This is a genomic window from Streptomyces sp. AB3(2024) (genome assembly GCF_041862025.1).
GTDB lineage: Bacteria > Actinomycetota > Actinomycetes > Streptomycetales > Streptomycetaceae > Streptomyces.
The window spans coordinates 40,870-61,956 of sequence record NZ_JBGWAB010000035.1 but is presented as its reverse complement, the minus strand read 5'-3'; the positions used below and the strand labels follow the sequence as shown (position 1 = coordinate 61,956).

The window sequence follows — 21,087 nt, the reverse complement described above, 5'->3', positions numbered from 1 at the left end:
GCTCTACGCGGCCGCCGCCCTGGCCCTCGCCGGCTCGGCCGGGGCCCGGCTGCGGCAGGCGTTCGCCCGGACCCCGTCCGGGGGCAGGCGGCTGCCGGACCCGGCCGAGGCGGCCGTGCTCACCGCCCTGGCATCGCCCTCGGTCGCCGCGACCGCCCTGGTCGCGGAGCGGGCCGGGTACCGGCTCTTCGGCTTCGACCTGGACGTCCTGGCGCTGACCGTCCCGCACTTCCACTTCGCCGGGTTCACCGCCGCCCTGGTCGCCGGTCTGGCGTGCCGCTCGTCGGGGACGCGGCGCGGAGCGCGCTGGGCCGCGTACGCCGCGTACAGCGTCCCGGCGGGGACCCTGCTGGTCCTGCTCGGCTACTTCGTCGACGACTGGGCCGAACTGCTGGGCGCGGTGGTGCTGACCACGGGGATGTGGGCGGTGGCCCTGGTGACCTGGCGGGACCTGCGGCCCGCCGCACGGGACCGGGCCACCGCGACGCTGCTGGCCGTGTCGGCGGCGGTCCTGGTGGTCACGATGCTGCTCGCCCTGTGGTGGGCGACGGGCGAGGCCACCGGGATCGTCCACCCCACCCTGACCTGGATGGCCGCCACGCACGGGCTGGGCAACGCGCTCGGTTTCGGCCTGTGCTCCCTGCTGGCGTGGCGCCGGCTGACCGCCGCGACCTCCACGTCCCCCTCGCCCGCCTCACCCGTCACCCTCGCGGCGGCGCCCGCACCCCGCACCTGATGTCCGATCGAACGGAGAACACGCCATGACCCGCCTCATCAGCGCCGGCCGGGACACCGTCACCTACCCCGACCGGGGCGCGACGGCCCGCCGGCCCCTGCCCGCCGGATACAACCACCTGCACCACCGCACCCGGATCGGCCAGGGCCGGGCCGTCTTCGAAGCCGCCGGGACGGCGGTCACGAGCTTCCGCGCCCACCGGGCCTCGGGCGTGCACGTCCGCACGCCCGAGGGCGGTGGCGCCGTCCGCCCGGGTCTGCGCGTGGAGGTGGGCATCGGCCCGGGACCGCTGCGGATCACCGCCCCCTGCCAGGTGATCTGGACCGCGTACGAGCCGACCCGCACCGGTTTCGCGTACGGCACCCTGGCCGGGCACCCCGAATGCGGGGAGGAGTCCTTCCTGGTGGAGATCGACGCCGACGGCGCCGTGTGGTTCACGGTCACCGCCTTCAGCCGCCCGGACCGCTGGTACACCCGGCTCGCGGGTCCCGTGGTCCCCCTCCTCCAGCACGGCTACGCGCGGTGGCTGGGCCGCCACCTGCGCGCCCTGGCCTCCGGCGCCTGATACTGGAGGGGATGGACTGGTTCACGGCGCCCGGATACTGGCTCGGCCGGCTGGTCTTCCAGCGGGCCCTGGCGGGCGTCTACGTCTTCGCGTTCCTCGGGGCCGCCCTGCAGTTCCGGGCCCTGATCGGGGCGCGCGGCATGCTGCCCGTCCCGGACTACCTGCGCTACGTACCCTTCCGCCACGCCCCGAGCCTGTTCCAACTGCGCTACTCCGACGGACTCTTCGCCGGCTGCGCCTGGGCCGGGGCGGCACTGTCGGCGGCGCTGGCCGCGGGCGCGGGCGACCTCGTACCGCTGGGCGCGGCCATGGGGATGTGGGCGGCGCTGTGGCTGCTCTACCTGTCGATCGTGAACGTGGGGCAGACCTGGTACTCCTTCGGCTGGGAGTCCCTGCTGCTGGAGGTCGGGTTCCTGGCCGTCTTCCTCGGCAACTCCCGGACCGGGCCGCCCGTGCTGGTGCTGTGGCTGCTGCGGTGGGTGCTGTTCCGGGTGGAGTTCGGCGCCGGGCTGATCAAGATGCGCGGCGACGCCTGCTGGCGCAAGCTCACCTGCCTCTACCACCACCACGAGACGCAGCCGATGCCCGGTCCGCTCAGCTGGTTCTTCCACCGTCTGCCGCGCCCCGTCCACCGGGTGGAGTGCGCGGCGAACCACGTGACCCAACTGGTCTTTCCGGTGCTGCTGTTCACCCCGCAGCCGGTGGCCTCGTTCGCGGCGTGCGTCATGGTGGCCACCCAGCTGTGGCTGGTACTGTCGGGCAACTTCGCCTGGCTGAACTGGCTGACGATCACGCTCGCGCTGCCGGCCGTCGACTTCACCGCGCTCGCCGGCCCCCCGCCCGCCGCCGCGTCGGGCGCCGCACCGGTCTGGTACGTCGTCCTCGTCTGCGCGGTGACGGCGCTGGTCCTGGTGCTCAGCCGGCATCCGGTGGCCAACATGATCTCGCCGCGCCAGGTGATGAACCGGTCCTTCGATCCGCTCCACCTGGTCAACACCTACGGGGCGTTCGGCACGGTCGGGCGGATCCGCGACGAGGTCGTGGTCGAGGGGACCGCCGACGCGGTGCCCCGCGAGGACGGCGCCTGGCGGGAGTACGGCTTCAAGGGCAAGCCGGGCGATCCGCTGCGGATGCCGCGCCAGTTCGCGCCGTACCACCTGCGGCTGGACTGGCTGATGTGGTTCGCGGCCCTCTCCCCCGGCTACGCCCGGGACTGGTTCGGGCCGTTCGTCGAGCGGCTGCTGGCGGGCGACCGGGACACGCTGCGGCTGCTCCGCCACAACCCCTTCCCGGACGCCCCGCCGCGGTTCGTACGGGCCCGGCTGTACCGGTACCGGTTCACCACCTGGCGGGAGCTCCGCGCGACGGGCGCCTGGTGGCACCGCACGCCGGTGCGCGAGTACCTGCCGCCGACCCGGCTCGCCGGAGCCCGCGCCTCAGAGCCCGAGTAGGTCCGCCTCCCGCTCCGCGGAGATGCCCGGCGACGGCCGGTCGGAGCGCTGGGGGGCGACGCCGCCGAGGGAGCGGAGCCAGGCCCAGGTGTCGGCGGCCGTCTCCTCGACGGGGCGGCACTTCAGGCCCGTCTCCAGGGCCCGGGTGGCGTCGCCGCCGAACATGTGGGCGTGCGCTTCACCTTCCGGGAGCCACACGGGCAGTTCGGTCCAGGGCTGGATCCCGGCCGCCTCGATCACGGCCTGGTCGGTCCAGCGCGGCTCCAGGGGTACGCCGGTGGCAGCGGCGCAGGCCTCCAGGAGGCTGCCCATGGTGGCGTGGCCGAGCGGGGAGATCAGGTCGTAGGCGCCGCCGTGGCCGGCCTCCGCCGCGTCCAGGGTCCAGTGCGCGAGGTCGCGCACGTCGATGTACTGGAGCGGGAGTCCGGGGCGTCCGGGGGCGAGGAGGGGGCCGCCGTGCGCGACCCGGTTCAGCCACCAGGGCAGCCGGCCGACGTTCTCGTACGGACCGAGGATCAGCCCGGCGCGCACGAGCAGCGCGCGCTCCCCGAAGGCGTCGACGGCGGCGATCTCGGCGCCCCGCTTGTCCTCGGCGTAGGCGACGGAGTCCGCGTCGGGCGATCCCTCGACCAGCGGGCCGTCCTCGCCGGGGCCCGCGGTCGCGGGGTAGGCGTAGACCGAACGGGTGGAGACGTACACGTACCGGCCGACCCGGCCGGCCAGCAGGCGGGCGCTGTCGCGGACCGCGGTGGGGGCGCCGCCCCAGGTGTCGACGACCAGGTCCCACTCCCCCTCGACGAGGGAGTCCAGGCCGCCGGGGAGCGTACGGTCCCCGTGGAGGGCCGAGGTGCCGGGCGGGGGCGCGTGGTGCCCCCGGTGGAAGACGGTCACCTCCCAGCCCCGCTCCAGGGCGTCTTCGGTGATCGCGCGCCCGACGAATTCGGTCCCACCCAGCATCAGTAGCTTCATGAGGCCGACCTTGCCGGGGCGGGCCCGTCGGGGGAAGGGATGATCGCCGACAGCGATGACGCTCACGGCGTAGGCCGGACGGGAACCCGGCGCGGACGGCGGGAACGCGGAGCGGCCCCACGACGTGCCGCGCCCCCGTCACCCTCGGGTGCGGGGGCGCGCCGGGCTTCGGCTCTAGTCGATGCCGGGCAGGATGTGCGGTTCCGCCAGGTCGTCCTCGTAGCCGGCCAGTCGGATGGGTGCGGAGCGGGCCCAGACCTCAAGGCTGCCGAGTTCGTCGGACCGCGCGCTCGCCCTCCATCCCGTGCGCTCCATGGTCGGGTCGGTCTTGGTCATCTCAGTCACCGCGCACTCCCTTGTGTCGCGTAACCCGGCGGGCTCGTCCGCGCGCCGGATAGGGATATAGAAGGTCTTCCGGACGCGGTGGCGCCATGGTGGAGCGGGGCCCGGGTGAGGCTCCTTGCGCTTCAGGGTACACATATGAGCGGGGGCCCGCTCGATGGAACGGTAAAATCCGCGCTGGACCGCTTGTTTTCTCCCCGAGTTCAGGAAGTCGCCCACCGGCGTGTCCGCCGGGACTGATCTGCTCGGGTGCGGAGGCACGCGAGCGGAGACGACAGAGGGAGTCACGGTGGCGAGGTCAGGAGTACCCGCGTTCGGCAGTGTCGACGAGCTGATGGACCTTCTGCACGCCCATCACGAGGCCCCGGACGCTTCGGACCGCGACCTCGGACTACAGACTGCGGCGCTCCTTCGCCGCTCGCATCCGTTCGACAAGGAACTCCAAGTGGCCGGACTGCTCCACGGCCTGGGGCGGCTGCTGCCCCGGGAGGGCGGATCGGGGGCGCCCGCGGACCCGGCCGAGCGCACCGCGGAGGCGGTCCGTCCGCTGCTGGGCGACCGGGTGGCCCGGCTCCTGCGCCCGCCCGTCCCGGGCGCCGAGCCGGAGGCGGAGACACTGCGCCAGGCGGCCCGTGCCGGCCGGGCGGCGGGGCTGGACGCCGGGGTGATGGAGGACTGGCGCCCGGTGCTCGAACTCGTCGCGGCCGGGGCCTATCAACTCTGAGGCGCGATGCGCCCGAACGGGTGAGGAGGGGGTGGACGGCCCTTGCCGACCCCCCCCTCCTCACCCAGCCGCCGCGGACGCGGCGGCGGTCCTACCAATTGGCGGGCGCGTAGTCCTTCAGGAAGACTCCGAAGAGGTCTTCACCGGCCTCGCCCCGGACGACCGGGTCGTAGACGCGGGCCGCACCGTCCACCAGGTCGAGGGGCGCGTGGAAGCCCTCCTCGGCCAGGCGCAGCTTGTCGAAGTGCGGGCGCTCGTCGGTGATCCAGCCGGTGTCGACCGAGGTCATGAGGATCTGGTCGGTCTGGAACATCTCCTGGCCGCTGGTCCGCGTCACCATGTTCATCGCCGCCTTGGCGGCGTTGGTGTTCGGGTGCCCCGCACCCTTGTAGCCGCGACTGAAGACGCCTTCCATCGCGGAGACGTTGACCACGTACGCACGCCCGCTGGACGCCTGCCGGGCGGCCGCTGCCATCGCCGGCCGCAGCGCGCTGATCAGGATGAACGGCGACGTGTAGTTGCACAGCTGGGTCTCCAGCAGCTCCACCGGGGAGATCTGGTCGATGGTCTGCACCCAGGTGTTGGAATCGACCACGTCGGGCAGCAGGCCGCCCGCGTCGATGGCCGTACCGGCGAGGTGCCGCTCCAGGCTGGCGTTGCCCGCGACCAGGGCGAGGTCGGCGACCTTCTGCGCCTCCAGCCCGCTCACGCCGACGGGCAGCGCCGCCAGGCCGTCGACCGCGCCGGAGTTGAAGGCGCCGATGACCCGGTGGGCGGGGAGCTCGCCGACCGGCAGCGGGGCGCCCTCCCCCTCGACCAGCGCGGCGTACGCGGTGGGCAGGCGGCGCACGGTCTGCGTCGCGTTGTTGATCAGGATGTCCAGCGGACCGGCCGCGGCCACCTGCTCGGCCAGCGCCACGGACTGGGCCGGGTCGCGCAGGTCGATGCCGACGACCTCCAGGCGGTGCATCCAGTCCGCGGAGTCCTCCATCGCCTTGAAGCGGCGGATGGCGTCCTTGGGGAAACGGGTGGTGATCGTGGTGTGGGCGCCGTCGCGCAGCAGCCGCAGCGCGATGTACATGCCGATCTTGGCCCGGCCGCCGGTGAGCAGCGCGCGCTTGCCGGTCAGGTCGGCGCGGGCCTCCCGCCTGGTCCGGTTCTCGACGGCGCACTCCGGGCAGAGCTGGTGGTAGAAGTAGTCGACCTCGACGTACCGCGTCTTGCAGATGTAGCAGGAGCGCGGGCGCTGGAGTATTCCGGCGATCCGGCCGGCTTCGGTGACCGAGGAGGGCAGGATGCCCTCGGTCTCGTCGTCGATGCGCTCGGCGGAGCCGGTCGCGGTCGCCTCGGTGACGGCCTTGTCGTTGGCGGTCTTCGCGGCGCGGCGCTCCTGTCGGCGGCGCTGCTTGACCGTGCGGTAGAGGCCGGCGGTGGCGCGGCGTACGGTGATGGCGTCGGGGTGGTCGACATCGATCTTGTCGAGTTCGTCGAGCACGCTGAGGCAGAGGGCCAGCCGCTCGGGGTCGATGCCCGGCCCGTATGCGTGGTTGTCTTCGGTCACCGTCATGGCCGCTGCCGTTCCCTGTTCGCTCGTCCGCGTCCGCCTGCTGCGGAGGTCCCAAAACCGCCACTGTACGGAGCCGACACGCCCGGGACCAAACCCGTATCCGCGCGCCTCACCCACCGCGAGCCCCCTGTCACGGTATGGATGGGTTCGTGACGCTCCGTACGCTCCGTGACACGGCCGCCGGCGGCGGTTCGCGACGGAGCGCCGCCGGAAACGGTAGGTACTGCTTCCGGTGTATGCCGGGAGGATGACTCGCCCGCCGATCAAGGAGCCCGTGGGCGGATGAAGAGCGGCCCCGGGTGGGGCATCGTGGAATGCATGAGCGCCCTGGCCCTGTCGGTCCTCCTCTGCCTGGTCTCCGCCGTCGCGTACGCGAGCGGTGCGATCCTCCAGGAGCACGTCGCGGCGAGCTCGCCGGACGGCTCCTACGCACCGTTGCGCCGGGCCGCCTGGTGGGCGGCGGTCGCCCTGAACGGGCTCGGCGCCCTGCTGCACGTACTGGCGCTCGCGTACGGGCCGCTGAGCCTGGTCCAGCCGCTGGGTGCGCTGACCATCGTCTTCGCCCTCCCGATGGCGGCCGTCTTCGTGGGACGCCGGGCGGGCACGGCCGCCTGGCGCGGGGCCGTCCTCGCGACCGCCGGCCTGGCCGGGCTCCTCGCCCTGACCGGCGGGGGCGGCGCGGGCCGGGAGGCCCTGGCCGGCACGGAACGGACCCTGCTGCTGTCGGTGACGGCGGGCGGTGCGGCGGTGCTGTTCCTGGCGGCCCGGCGGGCGCACCGGGCGGTGCTGCGCAGCGTGCTGCTGGCGGCGGCCGCGGGTACGGCCTTCGGGATGGCTTCCGTGTTCACGAAGTCGGTCGCGGAGAGCTTCGAGGCGGGCGAGTCGGCCGGGCTGTGGCCGGACCTGGCGGCGATCGCCGTACTGGCGGCCGGCGGACTGCTGCTCTCGCAGGCCGCCTACCGGGGTGCCGGGCTGACCGCGCCACTGGCCACGGTGACCGTCGTCAATCCGGCGGTGGCCGCGGCGGTGGGCATCTCGTTGTTCGACGAGGGCTTCCGCTACGGCACCGCGGGCGCCGTGGCCGCGCTGGCGAGCGCCGTGGTGGCGGCGGCGGGCCTGGTGCTGATCACGGCGGTGCCGCCGCAGGTACGGGGGTCAGATACCGACTCCCTTGCCACGGAGGTACCTGAGCGGGTCGATGTCGGAGCCGTAGCCGGGGGCGGTGCGCATCTCGAAGTGCAGGTGGGGCCCGCTGGTGTTGCCGGTCGAGCCGGAGCGGCCGATCCGCTGGCCGCCGGAGACCTGCTGGCCGGCCTTGACGCCGAGCGCGGAGAGGTGGGCGTACTGGGAGTACCGGCCGTCGGCGTGCTTGATGACGACCTGGTACCCGTAGGCTCCCGCCCAGCCCGCCGACTCCACCGTGCCCGGTCCCACGGCCTTGATGCTGGTGCCGGTCGGCACCGGGAAGTCGACGCCCGTGTGGTAGCCGCTGGACCAGGAGGACCCCGCGACGTGGTAGGCCGTTCCGAGGGCGGCGTCGACGGGGGCGGTGAAGCCGCCCGAGGCGGGCTTCTGCTCCGCTGAGGGCTTGGCGGCCGGCTTCTCGGCGGGCTTCTCCGCCGGCTTCTCGGCAGGCTTGGCGGCGGGCTTCTCCGTCGGCTTGGCGGCGGGCTTCTCCACCGGTTTGGCCTGGGCGGCGGGCTCCACGGGTTTGACCGGCTCGGCGGTGCGCGGCGGCTTCTCCGGGTTCTGCGCGGGCGGCGCCGCGGGAGCCGTGGTCACCCGGAGCGTGAGCCGCTGCCCCGGGAAGATCATGTCGGGGTTGCCGCCGACCGTGCTCCGGTTGGTCTCGTAGAGGGCCTGCCAGCCGCCCTCGACGTGCTGCTCGACGGCGATCGTCGAAAGCGAGTCCCCGGGCGCGACGACGTACGGGTTCGGCAGGACGGAGGTCCCGGTCGGGCGGGGCATGACGACGGGCGTCCCGGTGGTGGCCTTGGTCGCCTGGAGCCGGTCCATCGGCGCCTGCGTCCGCACGGGCTCGGGCTGTGCGGACTCGGGCTGTGCGGACTTGACCTGGGCCGGCTCGGCCTGGGACTGCGCCGACTTCGGCTTCGGCGACGCCGTCCCCGCACCGGCGGGCGCCGGACCGCTGCGACTGAGTCCGGACTGCGGTCCGCAGGCGGGCCAGGCCTGCGGACCCTGCCCCCTGAGCACCTTCTCCGCGACCGCGATCTGCTGGTCCTTGGTGGCCAGGTCGGCGCGTGCGGCGAAGGCGGTGCCGCCGAAGTCCCGCCAGGTGCTCTGGCTGAACTGGAGCCCGCCGAAGTAGCCGTTGCCGGTGTTGATCTTCCAGTCGCCGGTCGCCTCGCACTCGGCGACCTTGTTCCAGGTGTCCACGGAGGCGGCGTGCGCGGCCCCCGCCCCGATGAGCGGGAGCGCGATGCCCGCGCCACCCGCGGTGACGGCGAGCGAGGCCCGGTTGATGCTGCTCGGCTGGTACCGGCGGTGCCGGCCCCGTGCACCCATGGGAGCCCCCTTGAAGACATCAGGAACCGCACAACCTAACGCCGCCCCACATCGCTGACAAGAGCCACAACCGGCCGCTGTGCGGCTGGAGTTGGGCACATGTCGAACAGTGGGACGGCGTTCGCGCGGACTGGCGTACGGGTTCACCCGCCCGAAGGGGCGCGGCCGGCCGGGACCCTCCCCGGGCCCCTCAGCCGAGCGGGCCCGGCTGAGGTACCGGAGCGGGGCCGGGTGGCGCGGGCACCGGATCGGGCTCGGGGAACGGTGCCGGAACCGGCGGCACCGGCCGCGGCACGGGCTCGGGGTCCGGGAGCGGCGGGAAGGGCGCCGGAACCGGGTCGGGCTCGGGCGGCGGGGGCTGTGTCTGCTCTGCTTTTCGCTCCATGAGTCCCACTTTCCCCCGATCCCTTCCACGATGCCCCCGGACACGGCGGGGCCGGTCAGGCCGGGGGTGCAGGGGTGGTGTCCGCTCCGCGCAGCCGCAGGGCCGCGGCCAGACCGGGTCCGGGGCTGGAGAGGACGGGCACGCGGGTGCGGACCGACGGGGCGGCCCCGGCCATGGAGGCCTGGGCCAGGACGATGACGTCGGCGTCCGTCACGGCGTCCACCGCCGCGGCCACCGCCGCGAGGTGACCGGCGGTGTCCCCGGCCGCGAAGAGTTCCCAGGCCCCCTCGACGAGCCGCGTACGGACGGACACCGGCCGGCCGGCGGCCTCCTCGGCCAGAAGTTCCGCGGTCGGCGCGAAGGTCGACTCGACGGTGGCCAGCACGGCGATCCGCGGGCCCCTGCGGACGGCCTCGGCCGCCATGGGCCGGTCCACCCGCAGGACCGGGACGCCGAGGGCGGGCGCCAGGGCCTCCGCGACGGCCCCGAGGGTCGAGCAGGTGACCAGCACCGGCCCGCCCGCGTCCCCGAGCAGCCCGCGCAGGTCCTCGGCCACCGACTCCGGGCCGTGGGCGCGGGCCCGCTCCAGCAGCTCCGGGTGCGCCAGGTGCCGCAGCACGGCTCCCGGGTGCTCCCGGTCGCGCAGCGCGTCGAAGACCGGGACGTGCGCCGCGGAGGTGTGGAGCAGGGTCAGCCCCGTCACCACCGGCCGGAGTCGGCGTCCAGCTGCGCCTTCGCGGCCTCCACGAGACCGGCCGGGGCCACGGGTGCCCGGTCGGGGTGCTTGGCGGCCCAGCTCGCCGCGTAGGGGCAGAGCGGGACGACCGGCACGCCCTCGGCGGCGGCGATCCCGTAGAAGGTCCGCACCAGGTCCCCGGCGATCCCGCGGCCCTCGTGGCCCGGCTCGACCACCGTGTGGACCGCGACCAGCGCGTGCGGCTCGGCGTCGAGGACGAAGTAGGCGATGAACCCGACCACCGCCCCGTCCTCGACGGCCAGCAGCCGCCCGGCCTTCCGCTCGTCCAGCAGTTCGACCGCCATGTACCCGACTCCCCTCAGACAGCAACCGCGTGGGGGCTGCGCTCCTGATCCGTGCCCGGCACCGGGGCGGACGGGTCCGACCCCAGCTCGATGATCCTGTTGTCGGCGTCCACGTGGACCACACGGGGCGAGAACGCCCGCGCCTGCGCGTCCTCGATCTGCGCGTAGCTGATCAGGATGACCAGGTCCCCGGGGTGTACCAGGTGCGCGGCGGCCCCGTTGATCCCGATGACACCCGAACCGCGCTCGCCCTCGATGACGTACGTCTCCAGCCGCGCACCGTTCGTGATGTCGACGATGTGCACGAGCTCGCCCGGCAGCAGGTCCGCCGCGTCGAGGAGATCGGCGTCGATCGTCACGGAACCGACGTAGTGCAGGTCCGCCTGGGTGACGGTGGCCCGATGGATCTTGGACTTGAACATGGTGCGCAGCAATGTGAGCTCCTAGAAGACGGCTCCCTGCCTGCTTATTGCAGGTCAAGGGCGTTCTGCACTCTACATCGGGGGGCGTCGGATCGGAGGTCCTGAGGAAAATCGAATCCCCCTGACGAGCAGGCTCCCGGCCCGCGCTTTCATCGAGGCTGTCGGCTCGGGCTGGTGTCCTGGCCGCCCTGAGGTGACCGGCTCGCTGACCTGATCTGAGACTGAGCTCGGCGGAATGCCGGCGGTGGGGTGGCACGGCGAGTGCCCGTGACACGCCACCGCCCGCCGAAGGGCATGCCCGCGGCGCCCGTACCAGGAGGGCACGCGACCCTCCGCGAAGCACGGTGGTGAACGCTTTCCGTCCGATTGAATGTATGCCGTGACACATGCTCTGGGTTTTACCGAGGACGACCTGCGCCGGATGGCGGGGGCGCGCTCCTTCGAGCGGGGAGTCGGCTATCTGTCCGCGGTCTCACGGCTGGAGATCGCAGACGAAGCGATCACCGCCACCGTCGACGGCAGCGACGCCTACGAGGTGGAGCTCATCGAGGACGAGGACGGTGGGCTGACCGGCTGGTGCGACTGCCCTTACGGCCAGGACGGCAACTTCTGCAAGCACTGTGTGGCAGTCGGCCTCGTCGTCCTGGGGCAGGCCGACTCCGTACCACAGCAACGGTCGGCCTCCGCCTCGCGTACCCAACTGCTGGACACCTGGCTGGAGTCCCGTACCCGGGAAGAACTGCTCGCCCTGGTACGGGAGCAGCTGGCCGATGACCGCGATCTGCGGCGGCGCCTCGAACTGCGCGCGGCCGCCGCCGGGGAGGACACCGGCATCGTCCGGGAGCGCGTCCTGAGCCTCCTCGACACCCGCCCCTTCGCCCGCTACGGGTACGTCGAGCACGCCGACGCCCACGCCTACGGGCGGCAGGCGACAGAGGCCGTCACCGCACTCCGGGCGCTGACGGCGAGCGGCCGGTCGGCGGGCGCGGTGGAGGTGGCCCGTGAGGCTCTCCAGGTCCTGGGGCGAACGTACGGCGAGATCGGCGACTCGGACGGCCTGATCGGGGACATCGCCACCGGGCTGGCCGAAGCCCATCTGGAGGCCTGCCGGACTGCCCGGCCCGACCCGGTGGAGACCGCCGAGTGGCTGGTGCGGTACCTGCTGGACGAGCTGAACGATGCCACCGACATCGACCTCTTCGACTACCGCGAGGTGCTCGGTGACCCGGGTCTGGCCCGGGCACGGGCATTGGTGGTGGCCGCATGGCGGGCCAACCCGAAGGGGTGGGCGGAGAAGTACCTCATGGAGCGCCTCCTGAAGGCCGACGGCGGCAGCGTGGACGCGCTGGTAGAGGTCCACGCGGCGGATCTCGCCCCGAACGGCCACACCCACCTGGTGATCGCCGGGGAGCTGGAGACGGCGGGCCGCCCGGTCGAGGCCTTGGAGTGGGCGGAACGCGGCCTGCGGGAAAACGTCTCCGAACGGGGACCGGACAGCGATCTGATCGCCTTCGTCTGCGAGCGATACGAGCGGGCCGGCCGTCTGGCCGACGTGGTCGCGGTCCGCCGGGACCTGATGCGTGCCCGTCCCTCGCTGGCCTCCTACCAGGGCCTGCGTACGGCGGCCCGTGCGACCGGAACCTGGGAGGGCTCCGAACGCACGGACGCCCTGGAGTCGCTGAAGGCCGTCTCCCTGCCCGAGACGGGCCGCTGGTACGACGGCTCCCCGCTGGTCGACGCGCTCATCGACGACAACGACCTCCAGACCGCCTGGCAGGCCGCTACCGACGGCTACGCCGACCAGCGCCAGTGGCTCGTCCTGGCCGACCGGCTCCGCGACCGGCGACCGGCCGACGCACTGGCCGTCTACCTCCGCTGCATCGAGCCCCTGCGCAAGCAGACCGGTGACAGTGCGTACGAACGCCTCGCGGAGCTCCTCCTCAGCGCTCGCGCCTGCCATCGGGCGCTCGGTACCGAGGCCGAGTTCGCCATCTACTCGGCCTCCTTGCGCGCCGACCAGAAACGCAAGCGGAAGCTCATGGCCGTTCTCGAACAGCACGGGCTCTGAGCGACTTGCCCGCCCGCGGAATCGCGCCGCCGACGAAGGCGAGTGCGAACCGCCGGGATTTCCCGGCTCCGATCGGTGACGGTTCGGGGTTTCCCGGGTGTGGGCGGGGTCGGGTGTCAGGTCCGGCGGGTCAGGTCTCCGCTGAGGCCGTCCTGGGTGACGTGCAGGGAACCGTCGGCGTTGAGGGTCACGATGCTGTAGCCCGGGAGCTGGGTGCAGCCGCTGACGCCGGAGAGCGGGACCGGCTGGAGCACCAGCCGGGCGTCGGTCGCGCTCACGAGGGTGGCCTCACCGGTGCAGACGACCTTCCCGGTGCCGGTTCCGCCGTCGGTCTCCGTGGTGTTGATGGGGTCCCCCACCGCGCCCTGGACCAGGATGACCCGGACCGCCATCGAGACTCCAGCCGGAGAGCTCACCTTGCCCGCGAAGACGCCGACGAAGGCCTTCGGCACGACCCCGGCGTCCGACGCGCCCCTGGGCGAGGGCGACGGCGAGGGCGAGGTCGAGGACGAGGCCGGCATCGAGGGCGAGGTCGGGGCAGTGGTGCCGGCGGGCCGTCCGTCGGCGCTGTCGTGGCTGCCCCTGCCCGCGATCTGCCAGGCCACCAGGCCCGCCAGCGCCGCCGACACCACCCCGATCACCACCAGTGCGAGCAGCCTGCCGGCCCACCGCCGGGGCGCGGTCGGCCGCGCCGACGGCTGAACCGCCGGATACGGCTACTGGCCCGGCGGTGTGGCCGGCGCGGCCACGTGTACGTACGGCGGGGCGGGTGCGGGTCCGCCGGGGTGGCCGGGCGCCGGGTAGGGCACCGTGGGCGGCGGGGGCGGCAGCGGCGCGGTCATCGCGGTGGGCGGGGCCGACGGAACCGGTGGAACAGGTGGAACCGCACGTGTGTCCGCGGCCTGACCCTCCAGGTCGAGGAGTTCCACCGTCGTCCGCGCCACCGCGTCCGAGACGTTCCGCGGCAGCCAGCCGCGTTCGCCGAGGCGGGTGCCCTCCGCCCCGATCCGGTCCAGCCGGTGGCGCAGTTGTCCGGGCGGCGGCCTGCGACCGGGGTCCTTCTCCAGGCAGTCACGCACGAGGCCATACAACTCACCGGTGATGCCGCCGAGTTCGGGCTCCTCGTGGACGATCCGGTAGAGCAGCACGGCCGCACTGTCCTTCTCGCCGAACGGCGCCGTCCCGGTCGCCGCGAACGCCATCACGGCACCGAGCGCGAAAACGTCCCCGGCCGGCCCTGTGGCGTCGCCCCGCGCCTGCTCGGGGGACATGAAACCGGGCGAGCCGACGACGTACCCGGACCGGGTCAGGACCGAGGTCGCGTCCAGGGCGCGGGCTATGCCGAAGTCGATGAGCCGCGGGCCGTCCAGGGCCAGCAGCACGTTGGAGGGTTTGACGTCCCGGTGGACCAGGCCCAGATCGTGCACCGCCGCCAGAGCCTCGGCGAGCCCGGCGCCCAGGACCCGCACCGCGTCGGGCGGCAACGGGCCGAACCGCCGGACGGCGGCGGACAGCGAGGGCCCGGCGACGTAGCCGGTCGCCACCCACGGCTGCCCGCCCTCGGTGTCGGCGTCCAGCACCGGGGCGGTCCAACGGCCTCCGACCAGGCGCGCCGCGGCCACCTCCTGCCGGAAGCGCTGCCGGAACTCCGAGTCCCCCGCGTACTCGGGACGGACCGTCTTGACGGCCACCGTCCGTCCGCCCGCCGTGCGCCCGAGGAAGACCTGCCCCATCCCTCCGGCCCCGAGCCGTGCCACCAATCGGTACGGGCCCATGCGCTGCGGATCGCCCGGTGCCAGTGTCTCCAAGGTCTGTCGCTCCCCCGCTGGTTGTGACACAGGGCGCGATCGTAGCCACACGCCGGAGGGCGGTCCATCACTTCTTCTTCACGTCCTCCACATGAGCGATGCCCACGCCCGTCGCCGGCACCGCCCGCCGACCGGACCGCCGCGCACCGTCACCACACTCACCGGCGGACGGCCCCGGATGGCCCTGGCACAAGGCCGTCATCAGCGCCGCGGCCGAGTCCTGTGTGGCCCACCGGGAGCCCGCCACGTCCCGCGCGCCGCCGACCACGAAGGCGGTCGTCAGGGTGAGCGCCTCGTCGTGGTCGCGCTTGCTCAGGTCCGTCTCACAGGCACCGAGCACGGCCAACGGCCAGTCCGGCGCCTCCTGTTCGTCCGTGGTGCGGTCGAGCAGCTGCGAGACGGCCAGCAGGTCGGCGGGCCGGTCCCCCCTCGGGTCCGTCCGCTTCGGGTGCCGGCCGCCGCGGGCTCGGCGGGCGGTTCGCAGAACTCCCCCGTACAGCCGCGCCGCGGGTACCGGGCCTGCTGGAGCGCCGCCACCTCCAGCTCCGCGTACGGCAGGCTCATGGTGGGGTCCGGCACCAGGCCGGGGCGGCCGGGGCGCGCCGGGCGCGCCGGACCGTGTTCAGGAACCGGCGGCCGGACGCCGCGCAGCTGACGTAGTCGCTGGGGGCCTCGGCCGGCAGGCGGGCCGCGTGCCAGGGGGCCGCTCTTCTCCCCGGACAGGAGGGGCAGTGCCCGAACGCCGGTGCCGATGTCCGGGCCCACGACCACCGCCATGCCCGGTGTGCTCGCGGAGCACGGCCTGGTTCCGGCCGCCCTCCAGGACGGTGACGGCGCCCGGACCTGGCTCCGTGAGGCGCTCGGCCTGCACAGCCTCGTCCGGGCCATGGACCTGAACTTCCGGGAGGTCCGGTTCTTCCGCACGGCCGCGGTGGCGGACGAGGAGGCCGGGGTGGACGGCAGCGTCACGGGTTCGTCGAGTGGTGCCTGCGCGGCTGACGTCGGCCGCGTGCTGCGCTGCACCCCCAAGGCAGGGACCTGACCTGCGGGGATGCCCGGATCCCGGGTGCCGGTCCGGTCGCCGCCCGCTGCCGACAGCCCGTAGAGGTTAGAAGATGGATTATGAGCAACTACCTGGGAGGCCTCCGGCGCTGGCTGCTCCGCTCGGCTCCGAGCCCCTCGGCTCCCGCTCGGCCTTCCCCCGCGGGAAACCGCCGGGAGCAGGAGGGGCGGCGGGAGCAGGCCCCGTCCCCGGGGGGAGGGGCCCGGCGGCCCCAGCGCCTGCCCTCCCTCCTGAGCGCGCGCAGCGTGGCCGGCGAGGTGTTCCTCCTCCAGCTGGCCGTCGTGGTCCTGCTCGTCTCCGCCGCGGTCCTGGCGCTCGTGGTGCAGGCCCGGAGTTCCGCCATGCTGGACGCCCGGCACCGTACCCTCGCCGCCGCCGGGACGTTCGCGGAGTCCCCGGGGATGGTGGCCGCCCTGCACAGCGCCCATCCCAGCGCGGTGCTCCAGCCGAGCGCCGACGCGGCGCGGAAGATCGCCGGGGTCGACGGTCTGAACGTGTACACCCTCGACGGGGTCACCCTCGCCCACAGCGACCCGCGGCAGATCGGCAAGCGCGTCGTCGGCCCGTTCGCCTCGGCGGCGGCCGGCAAGTCGTTCACCGAGACGTTCGCCGGGTCCCTGGGGCAGTCCGTGGTCTCCGTGGTCCCCGTCAAGGACGCACGGGGCAACGTCATCGCCGTCGTCTCCTCCCCGGTCACGGTCCAGAACGTCCAGAGCATGGTGAACGGGCAGCTGCCGGTCGTCCTCGGCAGCGCGGCCGCGGTGCTCGCCCTGTCCGCGGGCGGCACCGCTCTGGTGAGCCGCCGGCTGCAGCGCCGGACGCACGGCCTGGGACCGGAGGAAATGACGAGGATGTACGAACACCACGACGCGGTGCTGCACGCGGTCCGGGAGGGCGTGCTGATCGTCGGGGACGGCGGGCGGCTGCTGCTGGCCAACGACGAGGCGCGCCGGCTGCTCGATCTGCCGGGGGACGCGGAGGGGCGCCCCGTCACCGACCTGGGTCTGGAGGAGGGGATCGCCGAGCGGATCACATCGGGCCGCGCCGCGACCGACGAGGTGCACATGGCGGCCGATCGGCTACTGGCCGTGAACATCCGGCCCACCGCCCCGTACGGCACGGCCGGTACCGTCGTCACGCTGCGCGACACCACGGAGCTGCGGGCGCTGTCCGGCCGGGCGGAGGTGGCCCGCGAGCGGCTGAAGCTGCTCTACGACGCGGGCGTGCAGGTGGGAACGACCCTGGACGTGGAGCGCACGGCGCAGGAACTGGCACGGGTGGCGGTCCCCCGGTTCGCCGACGTGGTCACGGTCGACCTGCTGGAGCCGGTGTTGCGCGGCGAGGACCCGCCCGATATGAACACCGAGATGCGCCGCACCGCCGCCGAGGGCCTCCAGGGCGACCACCCGCTCTACCCCGTCGGCCGACTGATCCGGTTCGTTCCGTCCAGCCCGATGGCCGTCGGGCTGGCAGGCGGCCACGCGGTCCTGGAAGCGGATCTGCACGCCACCCGGCACTGGCGGGACCAGGACCCGGACAACGCCGAGCGGATTCTGGAACGCGGCATCCACTCCATGATCGCCGTACCCCTGCGGGCCCGGGGCGTCGTGCTGGGGATGGCCGGCTACTGGCGGGGGCGGGACGCCGCGTCGTTCGACGAGGAGGACGTGTCCTTCGCCGAGGAGCTGACCGCACGGGCGGCGCTGTCGGTCGACAACGCCCGCCGATACACCCGCGAGCACACCGTGGCCGACACCCTGCAGCGCAGTCTGCTGCCCCGCGGCGTCCCGGAGCAGTCCGCCGTCGAGGTCGCGCACCGCTACGTGTCGGCGAAGGCCGGTGTGGGCGGCGACTGGTTCGACGTCATCCCCCTACCCGGCGCCCGGGTGGCGCTGGTGGTCGGCGACGTCGTCGGCCACGGTCTGTACGCCGCCGCCACCATGGGTCGCCTGCGTACGGCCGTGTACAACTTCTCCACCCTCGACCTGCCTCCGGACGAGCTCCTGAGCCACCTGGACGAGCTGGTCGCCCACATCGACACGGACCAGCAGGAGTGGCAGGGCATCACCGGAGCCACCTGCCTGTGCGCCGTCTACGACCCCGTTTCGGGGCAGGTGACGGCGGCCACCGCCGGCCATCCGGGCCCTGCCCTGGTCCACCCCGACGGCAGCGTGTCCTTCCCCGAGGTGCCGGTCTCCCCGCCGCTGGGTCTGGGCGAGGGCCTGCCCATGGAGACCGCGGAGCTGACCCTGCCCGAGGGCTCCCTGCTGGCGCTCTTCACCAACGGGCTGATCGAGGGCCGCGACCGCGATCCGGACACCGGCCTGGCGGCGCTGCGCGCCGCCTTGTCCGGGCCCGCCCGGACCCCTGAGGAAACCTGCACCGCGGTGATCGAGGCGGTGCTGCCCACCCGGCCCAGCGACGACATCGCGCTGCTGGTGGCCCGGACCCGCCGGCTGGACCCGGCGCGGATCGCCGAGTGGGACGTACCCCCCGACCCGGCGCAGGTGTCCCGGGTGCGCAACGCGTGCGCCCGCCGGCTGGCGGACTGGGACCTGGACGAGATCGCCTTCACGACGGAGCTGATCCTGAGCGAACTGATCACCAACGCCATCCGCTACGGGAGCGAGCCCATCCGGGTGCGGCTGCTGTACGACCGCAGCCTGATCTGCGAGGTCTCCGACGGGTCGAGCACCTCCCCGCACCTGCGCCGGGCCGAGGAGACCGACGAGGGCGGTCGCGGCCTGTTCCTCGTCGCGCAGTTCGCCCAGCGCTGGGGCACCCGCTACACCGCCCGCGGCAAGATCATTTGGAGCGAGCAGGCCCTCCACGAGGCAGGGGCGGGGAGCGCGCCGTCCGCAGCGCTTCCGGGGGAGGCGCTCCTGGCCGGCTGGGACGACGAGCCGCTCTGAGAGGCGCCGGGCGGCGGGAACGGCGGCGGACACCACCGGCTGGAACTGCGCCGCCGGGGGCATCGAACGTACGCTGGTCTCGACCGGTACGCGCCCGCCCGCCATGGAGCCTTAGTGCCCGCACCTCGTCTGCGGACAGCCGCCGTCGGAGTCTGCCTCGCCCTCGCGGTGGCGCCCCTCGGCGGCTGCGGAGACAAGCCCACCGCCGTGCCCCGGACACCCGCGGCGGCCACGTCCGCCACGGACGCAGGCGGCATGGCGGCACTGACCGCGGCGGCGAAGAAGGAGGGCTCGCTCAACGCGATCGCGCTCCCGAGCGACTGGGCCAACTACGGCGCACTGATCGACGGCTTCGAGAAGAAGTACGGGATCAAGGTCTCGGTGGAGAGCCCGGAGGGCAGCAGCCAGGAAGAGATCAACGCCCTGAAGGAGCACAGGCGCGACGGCCGCGCCCCCGACGTGATCGACGTGGGGGGCTCCTTCGCCCAGTCCGCGGCCCAGCAGGGCCTGCTCGCGCCGTACAAGGTCGCCCCGTGGGACAGCATTCCCAAGGAGCAGAAGGATCCGCACGCCCTCTGGTACAACAATTACGGCGGCTACGTCTCGATCGGCTGCGACGCCAAGCGCGTCAAGACCTGCCCCGCGACCTTCGCCGATCTGCGCAAGCCCGAGTACAAGGGCAAGGTCGCGCTCAACGGCGACCCGACCAGGTCGGGGTCCGCCTTCGCCGGCGTGTACGCGGCGGCCCTGGCGAACGGGGGGTCCTTCGACGACATCCAGCCCGGTATCGACTTCTTCGCCGAGCTGAGCAGGAACGGCAACTTCATCCCGGTCGAATCCACCCCCGCGACGATCGAGAAGGGTCAGACCCCGATCAGCATCGACTGGGACTTCCTCAATCTCGGATACGCCGACGAGTTCCGCAGGAAGGGCGCGGACGTCGACTGGCGGACCGCCATCCCCTTCGACGGCAGTTTCGCCGAGTACTACGCCCACGGGGTGAACAAGGAGGCCCCGCATCCGGCGGCGGCACGCCTGTGGCAGGAGTACGTCTTCAGCCCGGAGGGCCAGAACCTCAGGCTCGGCGCCTACGCGCGCCCCGTGCTCATGGACGCCATGGCGAAGGACGGCACCCTCGACAAGGCCGCCGCGGAGAACCTGCCGACGGTCGAGGGCACGCCGACGTTCCCGACGGAGGCGCAGCGGGAGAAGGCGAGGGAGACCGTCAACCGCAACTGGGCCAAAGCGGTCTCGGGCTGAGGGCCGGGCTGCCCGCGGGGGTTGCGGTCATTGCTTGCGGCGCAGCTCGTCGAGCTGCTTCTCGAAGGCCTTCGTCTCCGCGATCAGCCGCTCGCGCGCGTCCTTCTGCCGCTGGTCGCCCCGGCTCTTGAACGCCTCGGTGAAATGCGGCTGCAGCTGGGTCCACCAGCCGTGGTCCAGCATCGCCCAGGCCTGCGGGCACAACGGGGCACGCGTCTTCGGCAGGTAGCCCGTGCCGACCAGGGGGGCGTGGTATTTCTTCGGGTCGCTCCCCTCCAGGTAGCACAGGAAGTTGAAGACCCGTTGCTGGGTGACGGGGTGATCGCCCGAGAGCCCCTCCAGCGTCAGCCCGCCCTCCCTGCGGGCGATCTCGTCGAACAGGAGGGCGGCTGCCAGCGTCGGACCGGCCCCCACCTGGTTGATGGTGGAGAACGACGCGTACCCGTCGGCGGCGTCCTCCTCCAGGCCGAGGTTCGCGAGCATCAGCTGACGCTGCAGGGCATGGCCCAGCTCGTGACCGAAGATGAACCGGGTCGACAGCGCGGTCAGGTCGTCGGCGTTGAACTCGTCCGCGGGAAGCGGGGCGGGACGCTTGACGGTCTTGACCACGTCACCGAGGGTCTTTTCGATCTCGGTCAGGAACGCCGCCGTCATGTAGATCGTCCTGCCGTCGGGCTGGGTGACCGCGTCGGTGACCCCGGGCGGGACCTTGCCGGTGACCTTCACGACCAGATCGTGCGGGAGGACGAGCGCCTCGTTCACCCAGTCGGCGGCCTGTTCCAGCACGCCGGACTCGCGGACCACCTCCACGGCGTGCCGGTCCTCCGGCTTGATCGTGTCGTCCTCGTAGACCACGGTGACCTCGGCGCCCGTGGCGGCCGCGCCGCCGTCGACGCCGCACGAGACGGCGGCGAAGCCGACGGCGAGCAGCGCCCCCACGGAAGCGGTCCGCAGCAGGGCCGCGCACCCACCGGCGTACGACACCCCGGCCGGCTCCTCTCGTTCGTCACGACGTGGCGGCGGGCGCGTGCGCGCCCGAGGGGGACCCGAGCCCGAGAACCCGACACGCGGATTATGACCGAAGGGCCATTTCTCCACAATCGCCCGTTTAGCGCTATTCACTTCCCCCGATCCGGGGCAGCCGCGATCCTGGCCCCGGTTCCCGGGGTGAGCGGCGTCGCGGAGGTGCCGTGACCCTGCGTCGAGCCAACCGCCTTGCACCGGAGGGCTGTTGAAAGGTCGAACGCG

The 21,087-nt window shown here is 73.3% G+C and carries 20 protein-coding genes and 1 pseudogene; 10 read left to right on the top strand and 11 right to left on the bottom strand.

Features of this window, described 5'->3' with window-relative positions; all coding sequences use genetic code 11:
• The 3 genes from ACEPPI_RS16755 to ACEPPI_RS16745 form a co-directional block, all read left to right on the top strand.
• A partial coding sequence (locus tag ACEPPI_RS16755; RefSeq protein ID WP_373916017.1) for a YndJ family protein occupies nt 1-736 on the top strand: 736 nt, incomplete at its 5' end.
• 25 nt (nt 737-761) lie between these two features.
• Nucleotides 762-1,301: a DUF1990 family protein gene (locus tag ACEPPI_RS16750; RefSeq protein WP_373916016.1), complete on the top strand. Its 540-nt coding sequence runs from the start codon at nt 762-764 to the stop codon at nt 1,299-1,301.
• Nucleotides 1,302-1,312: 11 nt separating this feature from the next.
• Nucleotides 1,313-2,752: a lipase maturation factor family protein gene (locus ACEPPI_RS16745; RefSeq protein ID WP_373916015.1), complete on the top strand. Its 1,440-nt coding sequence runs from the start codon at nt 1,313-1,315 to the stop codon at nt 2,750-2,752.
• On the opposite strand, the gene ACEPPI_RS16740 is transcribed toward ACEPPI_RS16745, so the two are convergent.
• A complete protein-coding gene (locus tag ACEPPI_RS16740; protein ID WP_373916014.1) occupies nt 2,738-3,721 on the bottom strand; it encodes an NAD-dependent epimerase/dehydratase family protein in 984 nt (327 codons plus the stop codon). The genes ACEPPI_RS16745 and ACEPPI_RS16740 overlap by 15 nt on opposite strands.
• Before the next feature lie 174 nt (nt 3,722-3,895).
• Nucleotides 3,896-4,066, bottom strand: coding sequence for a hypothetical protein (locus ACEPPI_RS16735; RefSeq protein WP_266845892.1), 171 nt, complete (start codon nt 4,064-4,066; stop codon nt 3,896-3,898).
• A 331-nt stretch (nt 4,067-4,397) separates the two neighbouring features.
• On the opposite strand from ACEPPI_RS16735, the gene ACEPPI_RS16730 reads away from it, so the two are divergent.
• Entirely contained in the window at nt 4,398-4,787 is a 390-nt protein-coding gene (locus ACEPPI_RS16730; RefSeq protein WP_373916021.1) for a hypothetical protein, read from the top strand.
• 91 nt (nt 4,788-4,878) lie between these two features.
• On the opposite strand, the gene ACEPPI_RS16725 is transcribed toward ACEPPI_RS16730, so the two are convergent.
• Nucleotides 4,879-6,354, bottom strand: a complete 1,476-nt coding sequence (locus ACEPPI_RS16725; protein ID WP_373916013.1) for an SDR family NAD(P)-dependent oxidoreductase — start codon at nt 6,352-6,354, stop codon at nt 4,879-4,881.
• A gap of 318 nt (nt 6,355-6,672) precedes the next feature.
• Between ACEPPI_RS16725 and ACEPPI_RS16720 the strand changes: the two are divergent.
• A pseudogene (locus ACEPPI_RS16720) lies at nt 6,673-7,485 on the top strand (DMT family transporter); the annotation flags it as partial.
• Nucleotides 7,486-7,509: 24 nt separating this feature from the next.
• Here ACEPPI_RS16720 and ACEPPI_RS16715 read toward each other — a convergent pair.
• From ACEPPI_RS16715 to panD, 4 genes are all read right to left on the bottom strand, one after another.
• A complete protein-coding gene (locus ACEPPI_RS16715; protein WP_373916012.1) occupies nt 7,510-8,880 on the bottom strand; it encodes a transglycosylase family protein in 1,371 nt (456 codons plus the stop codon).
• 440 nt (nt 8,881-9,320) lie between these two features.
• On the bottom strand, nt 9,321-9,971 hold the full coding sequence (locus ACEPPI_RS16710; protein ID WP_373916011.1) for an aspartate/glutamate racemase family protein: 651 nt from the start codon (nt 9,969-9,971) through the stop codon (nt 9,321-9,323).
• Nucleotides 9,965-10,306 carry a GNAT family N-acetyltransferase gene (locus ACEPPI_RS16705; protein ID WP_373916010.1) on the bottom strand — a complete coding sequence of 114 codons (342 nt, stop codon included), beginning with the start codon at nt 10,304-10,306 and terminating at the stop codon, nt 9,965-9,967. Before ACEPPI_RS16705 ends, ACEPPI_RS16710 begins: the two co-directional genes overlap by 7 nt.
• A gap of 14 nt (nt 10,307-10,320) precedes the next feature.
• Nucleotides 10,321-10,740: an aspartate 1-decarboxylase gene (panD, locus tag ACEPPI_RS16700; protein WP_266845734.1), complete on the bottom strand. Its 420-nt coding sequence runs from the start codon at nt 10,738-10,740 to the stop codon at nt 10,321-10,323.
• A 367-nt stretch (nt 10,741-11,107) separates the two neighbouring features.
• On the opposite strand from panD, the gene ACEPPI_RS16695 reads away from it, so the two are divergent.
• Nucleotides 11,108-12,796, top strand: coding sequence for an SWIM zinc finger domain-containing protein (locus tag ACEPPI_RS16695; RefSeq protein ID WP_373916009.1), 1,689 nt, complete (start codon nt 11,108-11,110; stop codon nt 12,794-12,796).
• A 116-nt stretch (nt 12,797-12,912) separates the two neighbouring features.
• Here the strand turns inward: ACEPPI_RS16695 and ACEPPI_RS16690 are convergent, their stop codons facing one another.
• Complete coding sequence (locus ACEPPI_RS16690; protein ID WP_373916008.1) at nt 12,913-13,188, bottom strand: hypothetical protein; 276 nt, start codon at nt 13,186-13,188, stop codon at nt 12,913-12,915.
• A gap of 25 nt (nt 13,189-13,213) precedes the next feature.
• On the opposite strand from ACEPPI_RS16690, the gene ACEPPI_RS16685 reads away from it, so the two are divergent.
• Complete coding sequence (locus ACEPPI_RS16685; RefSeq protein ID WP_373916007.1) at nt 13,214-13,498, top strand: hypothetical protein; 285 nt, start codon at nt 13,214-13,216, stop codon at nt 13,496-13,498.
• A gap of 14 nt (nt 13,499-13,512) precedes the next feature.
• Here the strand turns inward: ACEPPI_RS16685 and ACEPPI_RS16680 are convergent, their stop codons facing one another.
• Nucleotides 13,513-14,604, bottom strand: coding sequence for a serine/threonine-protein kinase (locus ACEPPI_RS16680; protein WP_373916006.1), 1,092 nt, complete (start codon nt 14,602-14,604; stop codon nt 13,513-13,515).
• 67 nt (nt 14,605-14,671) lie between these two features.
• Nucleotides 14,672-14,995 (bottom strand): CHAT domain-containing protein, encoded by a 324-nt coding sequence (locus ACEPPI_RS16675; RefSeq protein WP_373916020.1) that lies wholly within the window; start codon nt 14,993-14,995, stop codon nt 14,672-14,674.
• Between the two features lie 360 nt (nt 14,996-15,355).
• Here ACEPPI_RS16675 and ACEPPI_RS16670 point away from each other — a divergent pair, with 360 nt between their 5' ends.
• From ACEPPI_RS16670 to ACEPPI_RS16660, 3 genes are all read left to right on the top strand, one after another.
• Nucleotides 15,356-15,646, top strand: coding sequence for a hypothetical protein (locus tag ACEPPI_RS16670; RefSeq protein ID WP_373916005.1), 291 nt, complete (start codon nt 15,356-15,358; stop codon nt 15,644-15,646).
• Nucleotides 15,647-15,726: 80 nt separating this feature from the next.
• Nucleotides 15,727-18,579: a SpoIIE family protein phosphatase gene (locus ACEPPI_RS16665; protein WP_373916004.1), complete on the top strand. Its 2,853-nt coding sequence runs from the start codon at nt 15,727-15,729 to the stop codon at nt 18,577-18,579.
• Nucleotides 18,580-18,693: 114 nt separating this feature from the next.
• The gene (locus ACEPPI_RS16660) at nt 18,694-19,839 is read left to right on the top strand and encodes an ABC transporter substrate-binding protein (protein ID WP_373916003.1); all 1,146 of its coding nucleotides are present in this window, start codon (nt 18,694-18,696) and stop codon (nt 19,837-19,839) included.
• Nucleotides 19,840-19,866: 27 nt separating this feature from the next.
• Here ACEPPI_RS16660 and ACEPPI_RS16655 read toward each other — a convergent pair whose 3' ends face one another.
• On the bottom strand, nt 19,867-20,823 hold the full coding sequence (locus ACEPPI_RS16655; RefSeq protein ID WP_373916002.1) for a DUF4344 domain-containing metallopeptidase: 957 nt from the start codon (nt 20,821-20,823) through the stop codon (nt 19,867-19,869).
• Nucleotides 20,824-21,087 lie beyond the last annotated feature (264 nt).

Excerpts from the sequence above, each read along its gene's own strand:
- ACEPPI_RS16750 (WP_373916016.1), top strand. The coding sequence starts at position 762 with ATGACCCGCCTCATCAGCGCCGGCCGGGACACCGTCACCTACCCCGAC.
- ACEPPI_RS16745 (WP_373916015.1), top strand. The coding sequence starts at position 1,313 with ATGGACTGGTTCACGGCGCCCGGATACTGGCTCGGCCGGCTGGTCTTC.
- ACEPPI_RS16740 (WP_373916014.1), bottom strand. The coding sequence starts at position 3,721 with ATGAAGCTACTGATGCTGGGTGGGACCGAATTCGTCGGGCGCGCGATC.
- ACEPPI_RS16730 (WP_373916021.1), top strand. The coding sequence starts at position 4,398 with ATGGACCTTCTGCACGCCCATCACGAGGCCCCGGACGCTTCGGACCGC.
- ACEPPI_RS16725 (WP_373916013.1), bottom strand. The coding sequence starts at position 6,354 with ATGACGGTGACCGAAGACAACCACGCATACGGGCCGGGCATCGACCCC.
- ACEPPI_RS16715 (WP_373916012.1), bottom strand. The coding sequence starts at position 8,880 with ATGGGTGCACGGGGCCGGCACCGCCGGTACCAGCCGAGCAGCATCAAC.
- ACEPPI_RS16705 (WP_373916010.1), bottom strand. The coding sequence starts at position 10,306 with ATGGCGGTCGAACTGCTGGACGAGCGGAAGGCCGGGCGGCTGCTGGCC.
- ACEPPI_RS16690 (WP_373916008.1), bottom strand. The coding sequence starts at position 13,188 with ATGGCGGTCCGGGTCATCCTGGTCCAGGGCGCGGTGGGGGACCCCATC.
- ACEPPI_RS16670 (WP_373916005.1), top strand. The coding sequence starts at position 15,356 with ATGTCCGGGCCCACGACCACCGCCATGCCCGGTGTGCTCGCGGAGCAC.
- ACEPPI_RS16665 (WP_373916004.1), top strand. The coding sequence starts at position 15,727 with ATGAGCAACTACCTGGGAGGCCTCCGGCGCTGGCTGCTCCGCTCGGCT.